The following is a 14725-nucleotide window of genomic DNA, read 5'->3' on the forward strand; positions in this document are numbered from 1 at the left end:
CTCCTGTTCACTCTGCCGTCTGGACGACGGAAAGTCCCGCGCGCCGCAACTGCTCGCGCGCATTGTTGGCGTGAGCGAGATCGATGTGCTCGCCCTCGAAGCTCACGGCCCCGTGCCCCGCGCGCTCTCCGGCTTCGAAGGCGGCGATCAGTCTCCGGTAGTAATCGACGCGATCGCTTGAGAGGCCGTACTCCTCGTTGGCGATGTCGGCATGCGTCGGATGGATGAGAACCTGACCGGTGAACCCCAGCGCAGCATTGTCGCGGGCGAAGGTGCGCATGCCGTCGAGGTCGCGCACGTCCTGCCACAGGCCGAGAACGATCAGCTCCAGCCCCGCAGCACGGGCAGCGAGCAGGATTCGACTGCGCAGATACAGCGTTTCCAGGCCCTGGGCGCTCCAGCGGAATCCGACCGCCCGCGAGATATCGGCATCCTTCGCGGCAGCGGCCATGACCCCGCCGACACGCGGTCCGCTGAGGATGCTCTCCACGTCGACGATCGACTCTGCCGTCTCGAACGACGGCACGACCTCGACGGATCCCCGCGGGACGCCGTTGAGTATCTCGGCGGCGGCGATCACGCCGTCGAAGGCCACGACGTCGTCGCGATGCCGGAGCATCGGCAGAAGAAGCCCGCCCACACCCTCGACGGCCACGGCGCGTGCGTCGTCCCCGAAGTGCGGAGTCTCCAGTCCATTCACCCTGACCAGCACGGTCTTGCCACCGGAGTACGACGAGATCGCGGTGCGTGCATTCTCACGTGCGAGCGCCTTGTCGGTCTCCGGAACGGCATCCTCGAGGTCGATGATGATGCCGTCGGCCGACGACGAGAGAGCCTTCTGGATCCAGTCCGCCTTGTGTCCGGGGACGAACAGCACCGAGCGCAGTGCCCGCATCAGGCATCCGCCTTGGCGAACTCGGCGAGAAGCGTTCCTGACGGCGTCGACTGCCCGATCTCGGCGTGCACCGCGGCGATGACACCGTCCTGCTGCGCCTGGATCGGATTCTCCATCTTCATGGCTTCGAGGACGAAGAGCACCGTTCCGGCGCTGACCTCGTCACCCGGTGCCACGTTGATCTTGACGATCGTGCCCTGCATCGGAGCCTTGACGGTGCCGTCCCCGGCCTTCTTCCGGGAGCGCCCTCCGGCCGTTCGAGGCCCGGCCCCTCGCGAGGCGGCCGGCTCAGTAGGTGCGAGGACGCCCGCTGGCGCGGCCACGACGCCCTCCGGGAAGAAGGGAATCCGATACCAGCGTCCGCCCACCTCCACCTCGAAGCGGTCTTCCGGCTCTTCGTCGAATTCGGGGAACTCCACGTCGGACTCGAGCCAGAGCGTGTTGATCTCCATGCCACGGAAGGCAGCGAGGCCGATGATGTGACGAGCCGCCGGAGCCGTCGTGGCGACGCCGGCGACGGCCAGGCGCGCAAGCCCGTCACGCAGCTGGTCGATGGCCTCCTCACGAGTGGGTGCGGCGGAGATCAATTTGCCGATGAGGCTGTCGTAGAGCGGCAGCACCTCGTCGCCGCTCTCGTAGCCGGCATCCCATCTCAGGCCATCATCGTTCGGCGCATCCAGCGTAGCGATGGGGCCGGGCGCGGGGAGGAACAGCCCACCGGAGGCGTCTTCGGCGTTGACGCGAGCTTCGATCGCCGCGCCGGTGATGCGGACGTCCGCCTGCGTCATGCCGAGTGGCTCGCCGTCCGCGACCCGCAGTTGGAGCTCGACGAGATCGAGGCCGGTCACGGCCTCGGTCACCGGATGCTCCACCTGGATTCGCGTGTTCATCTCGAGGAAGAAGAACGCCCCGTCCTCGACGAGGAACTCGACCGTACCCGCACCCACGTAGCCGACGTGGCCGGCCAGTCGCACTGCGGCTTCGCCCATCGCGGCCCGGAGCTCGTCGCTCAGCCCAGGTGCAGGAGCCTCTTCGATGAGCTTCTGGTGACGGCGCTGTACCGAGCAGTCGCGGTCACCGAGATACACGATCTCGCCGTGGCTGTCACCGAACACCTGCACCTCGACGTGGCGGGCGTTCACCAGGTAGCGCTCGCAGTACACCTCGCCGTTGCCGAAAGCCGCGGTCGCCTCGCGCACGGCGGCGGCGAATGCTTCAGGCGCTTCGTCGGCCGAACGGATCTCGCGCATGCCGCGTCCGCCGCCGCCGTATGCGGCTTTCACCAGCACCGGGTACCCGTGTGCGTCGCCGAATGCGATGACCTCGTCGGCGGATGTGATCGGCCCGTCGGAGCCAGGGGCGAGCGGAACCTTCGCCTCCACGGCGACGGCGCGGGCAGCGACCTTCTCGCCCATCGTCGTGATGGCACCCGCCGACGGGCCGATGAATGCGATCCCGGCGTCCGTGATCGCCTCTGCGAACGACGCGTTCTCGGCCAGGAACCCGTAGCCGGGGTGCACGGCCTGTGCCCCGGTGCGCTTCGCCGCCTCGACGATCTTCGCGACGTTGAGGTAGTTGTCGCTCGCGGGGCCCCCGCCGAGCGGGAACGCCTCGTCGGCGGTCCGCACGTGCAGGGCACCGGCATCCGCATCGGAGTACACGGCCACGGTCGCGATGCCGAGGCGCTTGGCGGTGCGCATCACGCGAACGGCGATCTCGCCGCGGTTGGCAATCAGGATCTTCTCGAACATCTCAGTCTCTCTTGCTGTTCTTCGGCGGATCAGTTCCAGCCGAGCTTGTGCTTCAGCTGCTCCTTGACGAGCTTTCCCGCGCCCGAGCGCGGCAGTTCGGACGCCCTCATGAAGGCGAACTCCTTGGGGATCTTGTACCCGGCAAGTTGGGTGCGAAGGAACGTCGACAGCTCCCCCGCATCGGCCTCGCGGCCCTCGCGCAACGACACGACTGCGCGGACCTCCTCGCCCCAGGCCTCGTTCGCGACGCCGACGACGGCGGCTTCGAGCACGGCGGGGTGCAGATAGAGGGCCTGCTCGATCTCGACGCAGTAGACGTTCTCGCCGCCGGACTTGATCATCTCCTTCAGTCGGTCTTTGAAGAAGTAGTACCCGCGGTCGTCCTGTGTGGCGAGATCGCCGGTGTGCAACCATCCGTCGACGATCGTCTCGGCGGTGGCCTGCGGCCGCCGGTGGTAGCCGGTCATGATGCTGGGGCCGCGAACGCAGATCTCACCCAGTTCGCCCGGCTCGACCGCACGATCATCGCCGTCGATGCTCATCAGCTTCGACTCGACGAGCGTGTACTCCTGACCGATGGATCCGTCGACACCGGGGTCGAGCATGTCGTCATGGTGGAGCCTCGTCACCATCGGTCCTGCTTCTGAGAGCCCGTACCGGAAGAACAGCTTGGCGTTGGGCATGGTCTCGATGAACTCGACCTTGTTGGGCATGCGGAGCAGGCCGGCCCCCGTGTGCATCGCCCTGAAGTGCTTCTGCACCTCCGGGGCCTCGAAAGCGCCCGCCTGCATTAGCCGGCGCATCATGTTCGGGATCATGAAGCTATTGGTGGCCCGCTCACGACCGACCCATTCCACGAATTCCTGCTCGTCGAACTTGTCGACGAGCACGGTGGTCTTTCCCGCCACGAAGTGTGTGACCAGCCACGTCAGCAGACCTGCTGAATGGAACATCGGGGTGACGAGGAGGCCGCGCTCCTGGGGGTGTGCACCGATCCCGAGGTCGATGTACTCGTTGAATGCGTTCGCGGTGGCCGCACGATGCGACAGCACCACGGCCTTCGAGGTGCCGGTGCTGCCGCCCGTGTAGATCAGGCAGAGGGCGTCATCGGGTGCGACGACGTCGGGAGCCTCTCCCTCGCCGATGCGCAGCGCGTCGACGCGCGGTTGTTCGATCACGCGCGGCAGACGCTTCGTCTCGGGTCGCGCGGCGATGATGCTGAGCGCGTCGTTGAGCAATGACAGGAAGCGATCCTCCACGACGACGATCGACGTCTCGCTCTCGCGGATCCCCTCGGCCAACTCTTCCGCTGCCCACCGCCAGTTGTACGCGGTGTAGATGCCGCCGCTGATCGCCGTGCCGATGAAGACTTCCGCGTTGAACACTGTATTGCCGGCGAGGACGCCGACGGTGCCTCCCGGCTGCACGCCCGCGGCGCGCAACCCACGGGCGAGTTGCCATGCTCGCTCGGCGACCTCGCCGAACGTCACCCGACCGTCGATGCCGACGAAAGCTTCTCGGTCGGGGTGCCGCCGAGCGTTGAGCCGAGTCCATTCTCCGATGGTGCGCATCTTTGCTTCTCCATGTCATAAACAAACGTACAAGCGTTCGTCTGTCATCGAGTGTAGCTCATCGGAGAACGGACGCAAGCCCGGCAGACCGGATACTCAGCCGAGAGTGGCGAGGTGCTCGCTCACGCGCGTATCCGCGTTCTCCACGCTCAGACTGCGGAGCACCATGGTGGTGTAGATCTCGATGATCTCGTCGAGCGGGAGGCCGCCATCTTCGCGGTACCAGCCGGCAACGTGCGTTCCGATCGCGACGATGCTGAATGCGTGAAGCCGGGCATTGAGGATGTCGGCTTCACCGGCTTCCCCTACCCGGACGATCAACTCCTCCAGCAGCTTGCGATACTCGCGGCGCTTCTGGGAGAGCTCAGCGCGCGCGTCGTCGCGCAACGACCGGAGTTCGGTGTTGCCGATGAATACTTCCTGCGCACGCTCAGCGTGAAATCGGATGTGGCATTCGACGAAGGCGATGAGCCTGTCGACGGGGTCGGTGGGACCGTCCAGAGCCTCTTCCATCAGCGCGTTCAGGTCATCCATCGTCCCGCCCATCACAGAGAGGAGCAGATCCTCCTTGCTCGTGATGTGGTTGTAGAGGCTTCCGACCTTGATGCCTACTGCAGCAGCGATGTTGCGGAGGCTTGTGGCCTCGTAGCCGTGCTTCACGAAACTGGCCGCCGCCTCACGTCGAATCGCCGCCGCCGTCTGCTGCCCGCTGGCCGTAACCCCCGTCATACCCAATACTCCTGTCGCGTGCTCACACGAACGTCCGTCCGCAGGACGCTCTAGCTTCACTTCTACCAGGTGGGCGCGTCAAGGTCACGGAATGCTGCCGTCGAAACGCGCCATCCGGTACTGCCTCGCCCACTCAAGGTGACCCCCGAGCTCGGCGGCCGCTCGCAACGCGAACCCGGGCTCGCGGAGGAACTGCCGCGCGGCGAAGATCACATCCGCGCCACCGTCGACCAGGGCCGTCTCCGCTTGTCGCGGCTCAGTGATGAGACCCGCCGCGCCGACGGGCACCCCCGCGCTCTCACGAACCGCACGCGCGAGGGGCAACTGGTAGCCAGGGCCGACCGGGATCTCCTGTCGATGGTCGTTGCCGGCCGACGAGATCGAGACGAAATCGACCCCGAGGTCACGGAGCACGGGCACGAGACGCTGCGTATCAGCCAGAGACCAGCCGCCCTGCACCCAGTCCGTCGCGGAGAGCCGGATGAGCAAGGGCATGCCATCCGGGATCGCGCCGCGAACGGCTGACACCGTCTCGCGGACGATTCGGGTGCGGTTCTCGTAGCTGCCGCCATACTCATCCTCACGTCGATTCGAGATTGGCGAGAGGAACTGGTGCTGCAGGTATCCGTGCGCAGCGTGAATCTCGACGCCGTCAAACCCCGCGGCGACTGCGCGCCTCGCCGCTGCGGTGAAGTCGTCGATGACTCCCGAGATGCCGTCAGCAGTCAGCGCCTGTGGCTCCGGCAGCTCACCGAACGGGACACCGGAGGGCCCCACCGTCTCCCATCCGCCCTCATCGACAGGCAAATAGCCGCGCCCCTGGAACGGCGGTCGGTTCGACGCTTTCCGCCCTGCGTGAGCCAACTGCACGACGATCGGCGTCTCCTGCGAGTGTACGAACTCGACGACCGGCTCCCAGGCAGCAGCCTGCTCATCGGTCCAGATCCCCGCGTCGGTGGAACTGATCCGGCCCTCAGGGTTCACTGCCGTCGCCTCGGTGATGATCAGACCGGCCCGGCCGATCGCGAACGACCCGAGGTGCACCAGGTGCCACGGCTGGACGACGCCGTCGCGCGCGGAGTACTGACACATGGCCGCGACCCAGAGCCGGTGCCGCGCGGTGACCGAACGCAACGTGATCGGCTCGAACAACCGAGGCGGAGCTTGGGACTTGGGCATCAGGTGTCACCTCTTCGTGATTCTAGCGAACGGTTGCTTGTTAGTTTACACTGAAGCATGCGCCCATCGAAGACCGGATTCAAGGAGGAACCGTGAAGCTCATTTCGTTCACTGACGCGGGTCGCGTCTCCTGGGGCTCGCTCGACGGTGAGATCATCCGCGATCTCGGTGCGGTCGGAGCCTCCGCAGGTCGATCGCTCGGCGACGTCCTGCGAAACGGCGCACTGTGGGACGTCGTCGAATCCGCAGCGGGCGCGACGGTGATCGCACGCGACAGTGTGGACCTGCTCCCCCCGGTCCCTGATGCACAGAAGATCATCTGCGTCGGTCTCAATTACGCCGATCACATCAAAGAGATGAATCGGCCGTGGCCTGAGAAGCCTGTGATCTTCACCAGGTTCGCCGACTCGCTCGTAGGCGACGGCGATGACCTGGTCGCTCCCGGGAACAGCACATCGTTCGACTACGAGGGCGAATTCGCCGTGGTGATCGGGCGCGAGGCGCGTCACGTTGATGAGGCGCACGCACTCGATCACGTACTCGGGTACACGATCATGAACGACGGATCGCTGCGCGACTATCAGCGTCATACGTCGCAGTTCACGCCCGGCAAGAACTTCCCCCGCAGTGGCAGCCTCGGCCCTGCCATCGTCACCACCGACGAGTTCGGCGCGGTGGGATCACAGCGGATCCAGACCCGCGTCAACGGACAGATCGTGCAGGATTCGAGTCTCGACCAACTCGTCTTCGACGTCGCCCACCTCGTCGCGTACTGCTCCGAATGGACGACATTGCGCCCCGGAGACATCATCGCCACGGGCACTCCTGGCGGTGTCGGTGACGGCCGCAAGCCCGCGCTCTGGCTCACCCCGGGCGACGTCCTCGAAATCTCGGTCGACGGGCTCGGAACGCTCACCTCTCCCGTCGCAGCAGAACACTGACCACTACAGAAAGGAATGATCATGACCGATGCACCCAAGGAGTTGAAGAAGCTCTCGGTTCAGCGCAAGGACGAGCTGCCCATGGCTCCTGGCCAGACAGCGAAGGCGCGACGGTACTCCGGCGTCTCCGTCGAGACGACCGAGGTCGAGAACCTCTGGTTCGGCAAGGTCTACACCGGGCCCGGTGAGGTCTCCGATCCACACCACCACGGCGAGGCCGAGACCGGGGGCTATGTGTTCAAGGGGAACGGCTTCATCCGCTTCGGCGAGCGTTATGAGGACATTCTCTATATGTCGGAGGGGGACTTCGTCTACGTTCCGCCGTTTGTCCCGCACATTGAGGGCAACCTGAGCCACACCGAGGAGCTCGTCTGGATGACGACCCGCACTCCAGACAACATCGTGGTCAACCTCGAGAACCAGGACGTTGCCGACATCGACATCAAGTACATCGACTGACGCGCGGGGTGCGCCGGCACGGGCGGCGCACCCAGTAGCGTGAGGATGTGGCCCGACTCCGTCCGCTCCCGATCGATCCGCTCGCCGAGGCGAAGCGGCAGTGGCTCGCGCACGGATGGACCGATGCCGCCGACGGCATGACCGCCGTCATCTCGGTGATGCGGGCGCAGCAGCTTCTGCTCGCCCGAGTGGATGCCGCGCTCAAGCCGTTCCGGCTGAGCTTCGCCCGCTACGAGGTGCTGCGGTTGCTGGCGTTCAGCCGCGCCGGCCGGCTCCCGCTGTCGAGCGTCGTCTCCCGACTGCAGGTGCACGCCACGACTGTCACGAGCACGGCCGAACGTCTGGTGCGCGACGAGTTCGTCGTGCGCGAACCGCACCCGCACGATGGGCGGGCCGCGATGCTGGCTCTCACCGAGGCCGGACGGGACCTCGTCGAGCGGGCGACCGCGGCTCTCAACAGCCAGGTCTTCACCAACCCGGGTCTCAGCGATACCGACACCGCCGACCTCGTCGCCATCGTCGCCAGGCTCCGCCGGGATGCCGGCGACTTCACCGAACCGCGCCCCCAGCCCGACCCGCTCTGAGTTGCGGATGCCAGTCGCGATCGCGGTTTCGGTCGAGCGCGACTCCGCGTAACCTGACGGGCATGTCCGAACTGCAGCTCACCACCACCCTCGAGCCCCGCGGCCCTGCCGCCGCGATCGTCCTCACCGACGAGGAGGTCGCGTCGCTGGGCGCCGGCAAGGCGTTCCCCGTCGTGGTCGACTTCGGCGATCGCAGCATCCGCCTGCGCCTGGCCCGCATGGGCGGGCAGAACCTGATCGGCTTCAGCAAGGCCGCACGCGCCGAAGTCGGGCTCTCCCCTGGCGACGAGGTCGAGGTGACGATCCGGGTGGATGCCGAGGAGCGTGTCGTGGAGCTCCCGCCGGCACTCGCCGAGGCACTGGATGCCGACCCCGCCGCCCGTGCGGCCTTCGACGCGTTCGCACCGTCCAAGCGCAAGGAGATGGCGCGGCAGATCACCGAGGCGAAGCAGGACGAGACCCGACAGCGGCGGTTGGAGAAGGTACTCGACGCGTTGCGCGGGTGACCGGGGCACGCATGCACGACCACGGCACAGGTGCACGACCACGGCACAGGTGCACGACCAAACCTCCTGGGGTGGCCCGCGTGTCGTGGAGTGTTGTCGTGTTTCCTCTCCTTATCAGGCCGCGACCAGTGTGGTCGGGGCGGTGAGTCGGGCCATGGTCTCGGCGGGTGTTGCGTAGCCGAGGGCTTGATGGCGCCGCTTGTGGTTGAACATGTCGATGTAGTCACGGACTTCCCAGGCCGCGGACTGACGGGTCGTGAACGTGAGCCAACGCAGTCGCTCGTTCTTCAACTTGGAGAAGAACGACTCCGCGACCGCGTTATCCCAGCACTCGAACTTCGCGCCCATCGAACGGCGGATCGCGTGTGTGCCGCAGAATCGCGTGAACCGTTTCGAGCGGTACTGGGTGCCGTGATCCGAGTGGAAGATCGCGCCAGCGGTGACGATCCCGGTGCGGATCGCTCGGCGCAACGCCGTCACGATCAGTTCTGCGGTCTGCCGTTTCCCGGTGGCGTATCCGAGGACCATCCGGGTGGCCAGATCGATCACGGTCGCGACATAAAGCCATCCCTGGGCGGTCGGAACATAAGTGATGTCACCGACGAGGACGGTCCCTGGGACCGTGATCGCAAACCGACGATCGACCAGGTCCGGCGGGTCAGGGACAACGCGAGCTCGCGCGGCGGAGCGCCGGAACGCCGCCTGCGCGGCAGGCGGCATCAGGCCCAGACCACGCATCGCTTTGAGCACCGTCTTCCGATTCGCCGACAGATCATGCTCCGCGGCCAGCGTCGCCGTGATCTTGCGGTGCCCGTCCGCGCGACCCGAGTCAATGAACGCCCCGAGCACTTTGGCCAACAACACGGAGCGGCGCAGAGCCGACACGGACTGCGGCCGGCCCCGCCAGGCATAGAACCCCGACTCGGACACCGCGAAACGCTCACACAGATACGAAACAGGGAACTGCGCCTTCATCCCCTCGATCACCGCGAATCGTTCCGCCGGTGCGAGATCTGCCGGATGAAGGCCTTCGCTTTTCTCTCAAAATCAAGATCCCTCTGCAACCGGGCATTCTCCCGCTCAAGCTCCCAGATCCGCCGCCGAGCGGCATCCGACATCGACCCGTCAGGATCGATTTGCGCCTTCCGCGCCCGCACGACCCACGCATACAACGTGTCTTCCTTCAGGCCGAGATCTGCCGCGATATCGCGGATCGTCCGCCCCGGCGACTCCCGCACGATCCGCACCGCGCTCGCACGCTCCTCCGGCGAATACCACCGCCGATCCGTCTTCCGCGGACGCCGATCCACACGCCGCTTCTTCTCATCACTCATCACATCACCAAGACAAGACTCCACCATCCCTGGGCCACCCCATCCGCTTTCGCCGTGCAGGTGTGCCCGCGTCGTGCAAGTGGGCCGAGCCGCCTACCGGTTCGTGAAGTTCGGCGACCGCTTCTCGCGGAAGGCGCTCATCCCTTCCTTCTGATCCTCGGTGTCGAAGAGCGCCGCGAAGGCCTGCTTCTCGTGTGCGAGGCCCTCGGCGAGGGTCGTCTCCATCGCGGCATCCAGCGCGGCCTTCGCGGCGTAGACCGATGGCAGGCTCTTCGACGCGATGGTCTCAGCGAGCTTCGTCGCCTCATCCAGCAGATCGGATGCCGGCACCACCCGCGACACGAGACCGGCACGCTCCGCCTCCTCGGCGCCCATCAGACGCCCCGACAGGACGAGCTCCGCCGCCTTGTAGTACCCGACAGCCCGGATGAGGCGCTGCGTGCCGCCCATTCCGGGGATCACCCCGAGGTTGATCTCGGGCTGACCGAACTTCGCGGTGTCGGCGGCGAGGATGATGTCGCACATCATCGCGAGCTCGCATCCGCCGCCGAGTGCGAAGCCGCTCACAGCGGCGATGACGGGAGTGCGGACTGCGGCGAATTCGGTCCACGCACCGAAGTGATCGGTGGAGAGCATGTCGGATGCCGTCATCCCCTCCATCTCCTTGATGTCGGCGCCGGCGGCGAACGCCTTCTCGGAACCGGTCACGACGATCGCACCGACGCCCTCATCGCGGTCGAAAGCGGTGGCCGCAGCCGTGACCTCGTCGGCGATCTGCCCGTTCAGGGCGTTCAGCGCGTGCGGGCGGTTCAGGATGATCCAGCCCACGCGTCCGCGTTGCTCGACAAGGATCGTCTCATACTCGGTCATCGGATTCCTCTCCGTCGGGGTCGTGCTCAAGTCTGCCGGATGCCGGTCAGACGCGGCCGTCGCGGATGTCGGTGATGATGCCGGAGAAGTCGCGACCGGCGCCGTCGCCGGAGGCGAAGGCCGCGTACAGCTCCTGCGCCAGTCGGCCCATCTTCGCGTCGGTGTCGGTCTGCTCGATCGCCTTCAGCGCGAGCCCGAGGTCCTTCGCCATGAGCGCTCCGGCGAACCCCGGCTGGTAGTCGCGGTTCGCCGGACTCGTCGGAACCGGTCCGGGTACAGGGCAGTTGGTCGACAGCGCCCAGCACTGCCCCGACGCCTGCGACACCACGTCGTACAGGGCTTCGTGTGCGAGGCCGAGGCGCTCGCCCAGCACGAACGCCTCACCCACGACGATCTGCGATACCGCGAGGATCATGTTGTTGCACACCTTCGCCGCCTGGCCGAGGCCTGGCCCGCCGCAGTGCACGATCCGCTTGCCCATCGCCTCGAGCAGGGGGCGGGCCGCCTCGAAGTCCTCATCGGACCCGCCGACCATGAACGCGAGCGTGCCGTTCTCGGCTCCGACCACGCCACCCGAGACCGGGGCATCCACGTTGCGATGCCCCGCTGCAAGAGCGAGTTCGTGCGCAGCGCGTGCCTCGTCGACGGCGATCGTCGACGACTCGATGAACAACGTGCCAGGAGCGGCGGCGGCCAGCAGCCCGCCCTGATACGCCTCGAGCACGTGCTTGCCCGCCGGGAACATCGTGATGACGACGTCCGCACCGGCCGCGGCCTCCGGCCCCGACTCGCCGACGACCAACCCGGCGTCGGCAGCGGCGGAACGCGCGACCTCCATCACGTCGAAGGCGACGACATCGTGACCCGCCTTGACCAGGTTCAGGGCCATCGGCAGCCCCATGTGTCCGAGGCCCAGGAAGGCGATACGGGTCATGATGCGCTCCTCACCGGTTCGCTCGCCGTGCTGCGCATGGATGCGGAGCCTGCGGGGCGGAGCATCTCGCGGCCCACGATGAGTCGCATGATCTCGTTGGTCCCCTCCAGGATCTGGTGGACGCGCAGGTCGCGAACGACCTTCTCGATTCCGTAGTCCTGAAGGTAGCCGTACCCGCCGTGCAGCTGAAGAGCACGGTTGGCGACGTCGAATCCGGCATCCGTCGCGAAGCGCTTGGCCATGGCGCAGCGCATCGTGGCATCCGGAGCCTTCTCGTCCACAGCCTGTGCGCCGTCCCTGACCATCAGCCGCGCGGCCTGCAGTTCGGTGCGCATGTCGGCGACGGCGAACAGGATCGACTGCTTCTCGGCGAGCGGCTCACCGAATGCGACTCGCTCGTGCACGTACTGCACGGCGCGGTCGAGCGCCCATTGCGCGCCGCCGAGCGAGCAGGCGGCGATGTTGAGCCGGCCGCCGTTGAGAGCCGACATCGCGATCGCGAATCCGGTTCCCTCGTCGCCGAGCATGGCGGATGCCGGAACACGGACGCCGTCGAAGATCACCTGGCGCGTGGGCTGCGCGTGCCAGCCCATCTTCTTCTCCAGCGCACCGAAGCTCAGCCCGTCGGCATCGCCGGGGACGAGGAATGCGCTGATGCCGCGAGCGCCGCTTGCAGAGTCGCCGGTGCGAGCCATGACGACGTAGACCGCCGCTTCGCCGGCGCCGGAGATGAACTGCTTGACACCGGTGAGGACGAACTCGTCGCCCTCGCGGACCGCGCTGGTCGCGATGGCTGCGGCGTCCGATCCTGCACCCGGCTCGGTGAGGCAGTAGCTGCCGAACCCTGACATCCCGGTGAGTTCGGGCAGCCAGCGGCCGCGCTGGGACTCGTCGCCGTAGGTGTCGATCATCCAGGCGACCATGTTGTGGATGGAGATGTACGACGCGATGGCGGGGTCGCCCTTCGCGAGCTCCTCGAAGATCGCGACGGTGTCGACCCGGGAGAGGCCGGTGCCGCCGGACTCCTCGCGGACGTAGATGCCGCCCAGCCCCAGTTCGCCGCCGCGGTGCAGCGACTCCCTCGGGAACAGGTGCTTCTCATCGCGCTCGCCCGAGAACGGGGCCAACTCCGTCTCGGCGTATTCGCGCACGGCGCCGAGGATGGCCTCGCGCTCTTCGGCGGTGGTGGTGATCATCGTCATGTGCGTTCCTTGTGGGCTCAGTGCATGGTCGGGATGACGAAGCTGGCGCCGTCACGGGTGTCATGAGACAGCCAGCGGCTCGTCACCGTCTTGGTCTTCGTGTAGAAGCGGAAGGCGTCGGCGCCGTGCTGGTTGAGGTCTCCGAAGCCGGACTTCTTCCAGCCGCCGAACGTGAAGTACGCGATCGGGACGGGGATCGGCACGTTGACGCCGACCATGCCCACGTTCACGCGTGCGGTGAAGTCGCGGGCTGCGTCGCCGTCGCGGGTGAAGATCGCGACGCCGTTCCCGAATTCGTGGTCGGAGGCCATCGCCAGCGCCTCTTCGTAGTCGTTCGCCCGCGCGATCACGAGCACCGGTCCGAAGATCTCCTCGCGGTAGATCGACATGTCCGTCGTCACGTTGTCGAACAGCGTCGGGCCGAGGTAGAAGCCCTCCTCATGCCCGTCGACGGAGAAGCCTCGGCCGTCGGCGAGCAGTGTCGCTCCGGCATCCACGCCCTGCTGGATGTAGTCCTCGACGCGCTCGACCGCGGCGCGGCTGACGAGCGGCCCGTAGTCGACGCCCTGGGAGAGCGAGGGTCCGATCTTGAGTTGCGCGACCCGCTCGGTGAGCTTGGCGGCGAGGGCGTCGGCGGTCTCCTTGCCGACGGGGACCGCGACCGAGATCGCCATGCAACGCTCGCCCGCCGAGCCGTAGCCGGAGCCGATGAGAGCGTCGACCGCCTGGTCGAGGTCGGCGTCGGGCATCACGATCATGTGGTTCTTCGCGCCGCCGAAGCACTGCGCGCGCTTGCCGTGCGCGGCTGCGGTCTCATAGATGTACTGCGCGATCGGGGTGGATCCGACGAAGCCGACCGCCTTGACGCGGTCGTCGGCGAGCAGCGTGTCGACGGCTTCCTTATCGCCGTGGATGACGTTGAGGATTCCCTCGGGCAGACCCGCTTCCAGGAACAGCTCGGCCAGACGAACCGGTACCGAGGGGTCGCGCTCACTGGGCTTGAGGATGAAGGCGTTGCCGGCGGCGAGCGCCGGCCCCGCCTTCCACAGCGGGATCATGGCAGGGAAGTTGAACGGCGTGATGCCGGCGACCACGCCGAGCGGCTGACGCATCGAGTACACGTCGATGCCGGTGCCCGCCTGCGTGGAGTACTCGCCCTTGAGCAGGTGCGGTGCACCGATGCAGACCTCGATGACCTCGAGACCGCGCTGGATATCACCCTTGGCGTCGTCGAGGGTCTTGCCGTGCTCACTGGAGAGGAGCTCGGCAAGCGCGTTCATGTCACGATTCACGAGATCGACGAAGCGCATCAGGACCCGAGCGCGCTTCTGGGCATTGGTGGCCGCCCATCCCGGCTGGGCAGCCTCGGCGTTCTCGATCACGCGACAAACCTCATCGGCCGAAGCCAGCGGCACCCGCGCCTGCACGGCACCGGTGCTCGGATCGAAAACGTCACTGAAGCGTCCGGCATCCGGCGTGATGAGCGATCCGCCTATGAGATGCGGGATTGTACGAGTCATTGTGCACTGTCCCTTCACGCCTTCTTTGGCGTGATGTCCAGATTACTCGGCATCCCGGGGATTTACTAGGGCGTCCTTGTATCCTTCGAAACGCACTCGGTCCTGGTGTTCCCGGCGCGTTCACCGATGAGACACTTTCGGCACGTAGAACTGCTCTTGCGCGGAGCGACTCAGACCGGATCGGGTAGTCAGAAGCTTTCCGCGCACGGTGAGCTCAGCTCCCGAAAAGACCCCCGCCGAATCGGGTCGG

15 protein-coding genes are annotated in these 14725 nt (G+C 66.5%); 4 read left to right on the forward strand and 11 right to left on the reverse strand.

What is annotated here, in order from left to right:
- Positions 1–7 precede the first annotated feature (7 nt).
- The 5 genes from KHB019_RS14290 to KHB019_RS14310 form a co-directional block, all read right to left on the reverse strand.
- The gene (locus KHB019_RS14290; protein WP_337459274.1) at positions 8–895 is read right to left on the reverse strand and encodes an HpcH/HpaI aldolase/citrate lyase family protein; all 888 of its coding nucleotides are present in this window, start codon (positions 893–895) and stop codon (positions 8–10) included.
- Entirely contained in the window at positions 895–2646 is a 1752-nt protein-coding gene (locus KHB019_RS14295) for an acetyl/propionyl/methylcrotonyl-CoA carboxylase subunit alpha (protein WP_325472046.1), read from the reverse strand. Before KHB019_RS14295 ends, KHB019_RS14290 begins: the two co-directional genes overlap by 1 nt.
- A gap of 29 nt (positions 2647–2675) precedes the next feature.
- The gene (locus KHB019_RS14300) at positions 2676–4217 is read right to left on the reverse strand and encodes a class I adenylate-forming enzyme family protein (protein WP_230102732.1); all 1542 of its coding nucleotides are present in this window, start codon (positions 4215–4217) and stop codon (positions 2676–2678) included.
- 96 nt (positions 4218–4313) lie between these two features.
- Positions 4314–4946 (reverse strand): TetR/AcrR family transcriptional regulator, encoded by a 633-nt coding sequence (locus KHB019_RS14305; RefSeq protein WP_325472047.1) that lies wholly within the window; start codon positions 4944–4946, stop codon positions 4314–4316.
- 84 nt (positions 4947–5030) lie between these two features.
- Positions 5031–6125: an NADH:flavin oxidoreductase/NADH oxidase gene (locus tag KHB019_RS14310; protein ID WP_230102730.1), complete on the reverse strand. Its 1095-nt coding sequence runs from the start codon at positions 6123–6125 to the stop codon at positions 5031–5033.
- Between the two features lie 92 nt (positions 6126–6217).
- Here KHB019_RS14310 and KHB019_RS14315 point away from each other — a divergent pair, with 92 nt between their 5' ends.
- The 4 genes from KHB019_RS14315 (at position 6218) to KHB019_RS14330 (ending at position 8615) form a co-directional block, all read left to right on the forward strand.
- Entirely contained in the window at positions 6218–7066 is an 849-nt protein-coding gene (locus tag KHB019_RS14315; RefSeq protein WP_230102729.1) for a fumarylacetoacetate hydrolase family protein, read from the forward strand.
- A 21-nt stretch (positions 7067–7087) separates the two neighbouring features.
- Positions 7088–7525, forward strand: a complete 438-nt coding sequence (locus KHB019_RS14320) for a cupin domain-containing protein (protein WP_414684058.1) — start codon at positions 7088–7090, stop codon at positions 7523–7525.
- A 47-nt stretch (positions 7526–7572) separates the two neighbouring features.
- On the forward strand, positions 7573–8109 hold the full coding sequence (locus tag KHB019_RS14325; protein ID WP_230102728.1) for a MarR family winged helix-turn-helix transcriptional regulator: 537 nt from the start codon (positions 7573–7575) through the stop codon (positions 8107–8109).
- A 62-nt stretch (positions 8110–8171) separates the two neighbouring features.
- Positions 8172–8615: a YdeI/OmpD-associated family protein gene (locus tag KHB019_RS14330; RefSeq protein ID WP_230102727.1), complete on the forward strand. Its 444-nt coding sequence runs from the start codon at positions 8172–8174 to the stop codon at positions 8613–8615.
- A gap of 114 nt (positions 8616–8729) precedes the next feature.
- Here the strand turns inward: KHB019_RS14330 and KHB019_RS14335 are convergent, their stop codons facing one another.
- From KHB019_RS14335 to KHB019_RS14360, 6 genes are all read right to left on the reverse strand, one after another.
- The gene (locus KHB019_RS14335; RefSeq protein ID WP_337459275.1) at positions 8730–9602 is read right to left on the reverse strand and encodes an IS3 family transposase; all 873 of its coding nucleotides are present in this window, start codon (positions 9600–9602) and stop codon (positions 8730–8732) included.
- Positions 9599–9949 carry a transposase gene (locus KHB019_RS14340; RefSeq protein ID WP_337459276.1) on the reverse strand — a complete coding sequence of 117 codons (351 nt, stop codon included), beginning with the start codon at positions 9947–9949 and terminating at the stop codon, positions 9599–9601. The genes KHB019_RS14335 and KHB019_RS14340 overlap by 4 nt, the downstream gene beginning before the upstream one ends.
- A gap of 93 nt (positions 9950–10042) precedes the next feature.
- Entirely contained in the window at positions 10043–10819 is a 777-nt protein-coding gene (locus KHB019_RS14345; protein ID WP_337459277.1) for an enoyl-CoA hydratase, read from the reverse strand.
- Positions 10820–10865: 46 nt separating this feature from the next.
- Positions 10866–11753, reverse strand: a complete 888-nt coding sequence (gene mmsB / locus KHB019_RS14350; RefSeq protein ID WP_337459278.1) for a 3-hydroxyisobutyrate dehydrogenase — start codon at positions 11751–11753, stop codon at positions 10866–10868.
- Positions 11750–12949 carry an acyl-CoA dehydrogenase family protein gene (locus KHB019_RS14355; RefSeq protein WP_414684065.1) on the reverse strand — a complete coding sequence of 400 codons (1200 nt, stop codon included), beginning with the start codon at positions 12947–12949 and terminating at the stop codon, positions 11750–11752. Before KHB019_RS14355 ends, mmsB begins: the two co-directional genes overlap by 4 nt.
- A 23-nt stretch (positions 12950–12972) precedes the next feature.
- Positions 12973–14475, reverse strand: a complete 1503-nt coding sequence (locus KHB019_RS14360; RefSeq protein WP_325472050.1) for a CoA-acylating methylmalonate-semialdehyde dehydrogenase — start codon at positions 14473–14475, stop codon at positions 12973–12975.
- Positions 14476–14725: the final 250 nt, after the last annotated feature.

This window comes from Microbacterium sp. KHB019, from assembly GCF_037285405.1.
Taxonomy (GTDB): domain Bacteria; phylum Actinomycetota; class Actinomycetes; order Actinomycetales; family Microbacteriaceae; genus Microbacterium.

What these genes read in the sequence shown, in the direction of transcription:
- KHB019_RS14290 (WP_337459274.1), bottom strand. Translation starts at nt 895, where the DNA reads ATGCGGGCACTGCGCTCGGTGCTGTTCGTCCCCGGACACAAGGCGGAC.
- KHB019_RS14295 (WP_325472046.1), bottom strand. Translation starts at nt 2,646, where the DNA reads ATGTTCGAGAAGATCCTGATTGCCAACCGCGGCGAGATCGCCGTTCGC.
- KHB019_RS14300 (WP_230102732.1), bottom strand. Translation starts at nt 4,217, where the DNA reads ATGCGCACCATCGGAGAATGGACTCGGCTCAACGCTCGGCGGCACCCC.
- KHB019_RS14305 (WP_325472047.1), bottom strand. Translation starts at nt 4,946, where the DNA reads ATGACGGGGGTTACGGCCAGCGGGCAGCAGACGGCGGCGGCGATTCGA.
- KHB019_RS14310 (WP_230102730.1), bottom strand. Translation starts at nt 6,125, where the DNA reads ATGCCCAAGTCCCAAGCTCCGCCTCGGTTGTTCGAGCCGATCACGTTG.
- KHB019_RS14320 (WP_414684058.1), top strand. Translation starts at nt 7,088, where the DNA reads ATGACCGATGCACCCAAGGAGTTGAAGAAGCTCTCGGTTCAGCGCAAG.
- KHB019_RS14330 (WP_230102727.1), top strand. Translation starts at nt 8,172, where the DNA reads ATGTCCGAACTGCAGCTCACCACCACCCTCGAGCCCCGCGGCCCTGCC.
- KHB019_RS14340 (WP_337459276.1), bottom strand. Translation starts at nt 9,949, where the DNA reads ATGAGTGATGAGAAGAAGCGGCGTGTGGATCGGCGTCCGCGGAAGACG.
- KHB019_RS14345 (WP_337459277.1), bottom strand. Translation starts at nt 10,819, where the DNA reads ATGACCGAGTATGAGACGATCCTTGTCGAGCAACGCGGACGCGTGGGC.
- mmsB (WP_337459278.1), bottom strand. Translation starts at nt 11,753, where the DNA reads ATGACCCGTATCGCCTTCCTGGGCCTCGGACACATGGGGCTGCCGATG.
- KHB019_RS14355 (WP_414684065.1), bottom strand. Translation starts at nt 12,949, where the DNA reads ATGATCACCACCACCGCCGAAGAGCGCGAGGCCATCCTCGGCGCCGTG.
- KHB019_RS14360 (WP_325472050.1), bottom strand. Translation starts at nt 14,475, where the DNA reads ATGACTCGTACAATCCCGCATCTCATAGGCGGATCGCTCATCACGCCG.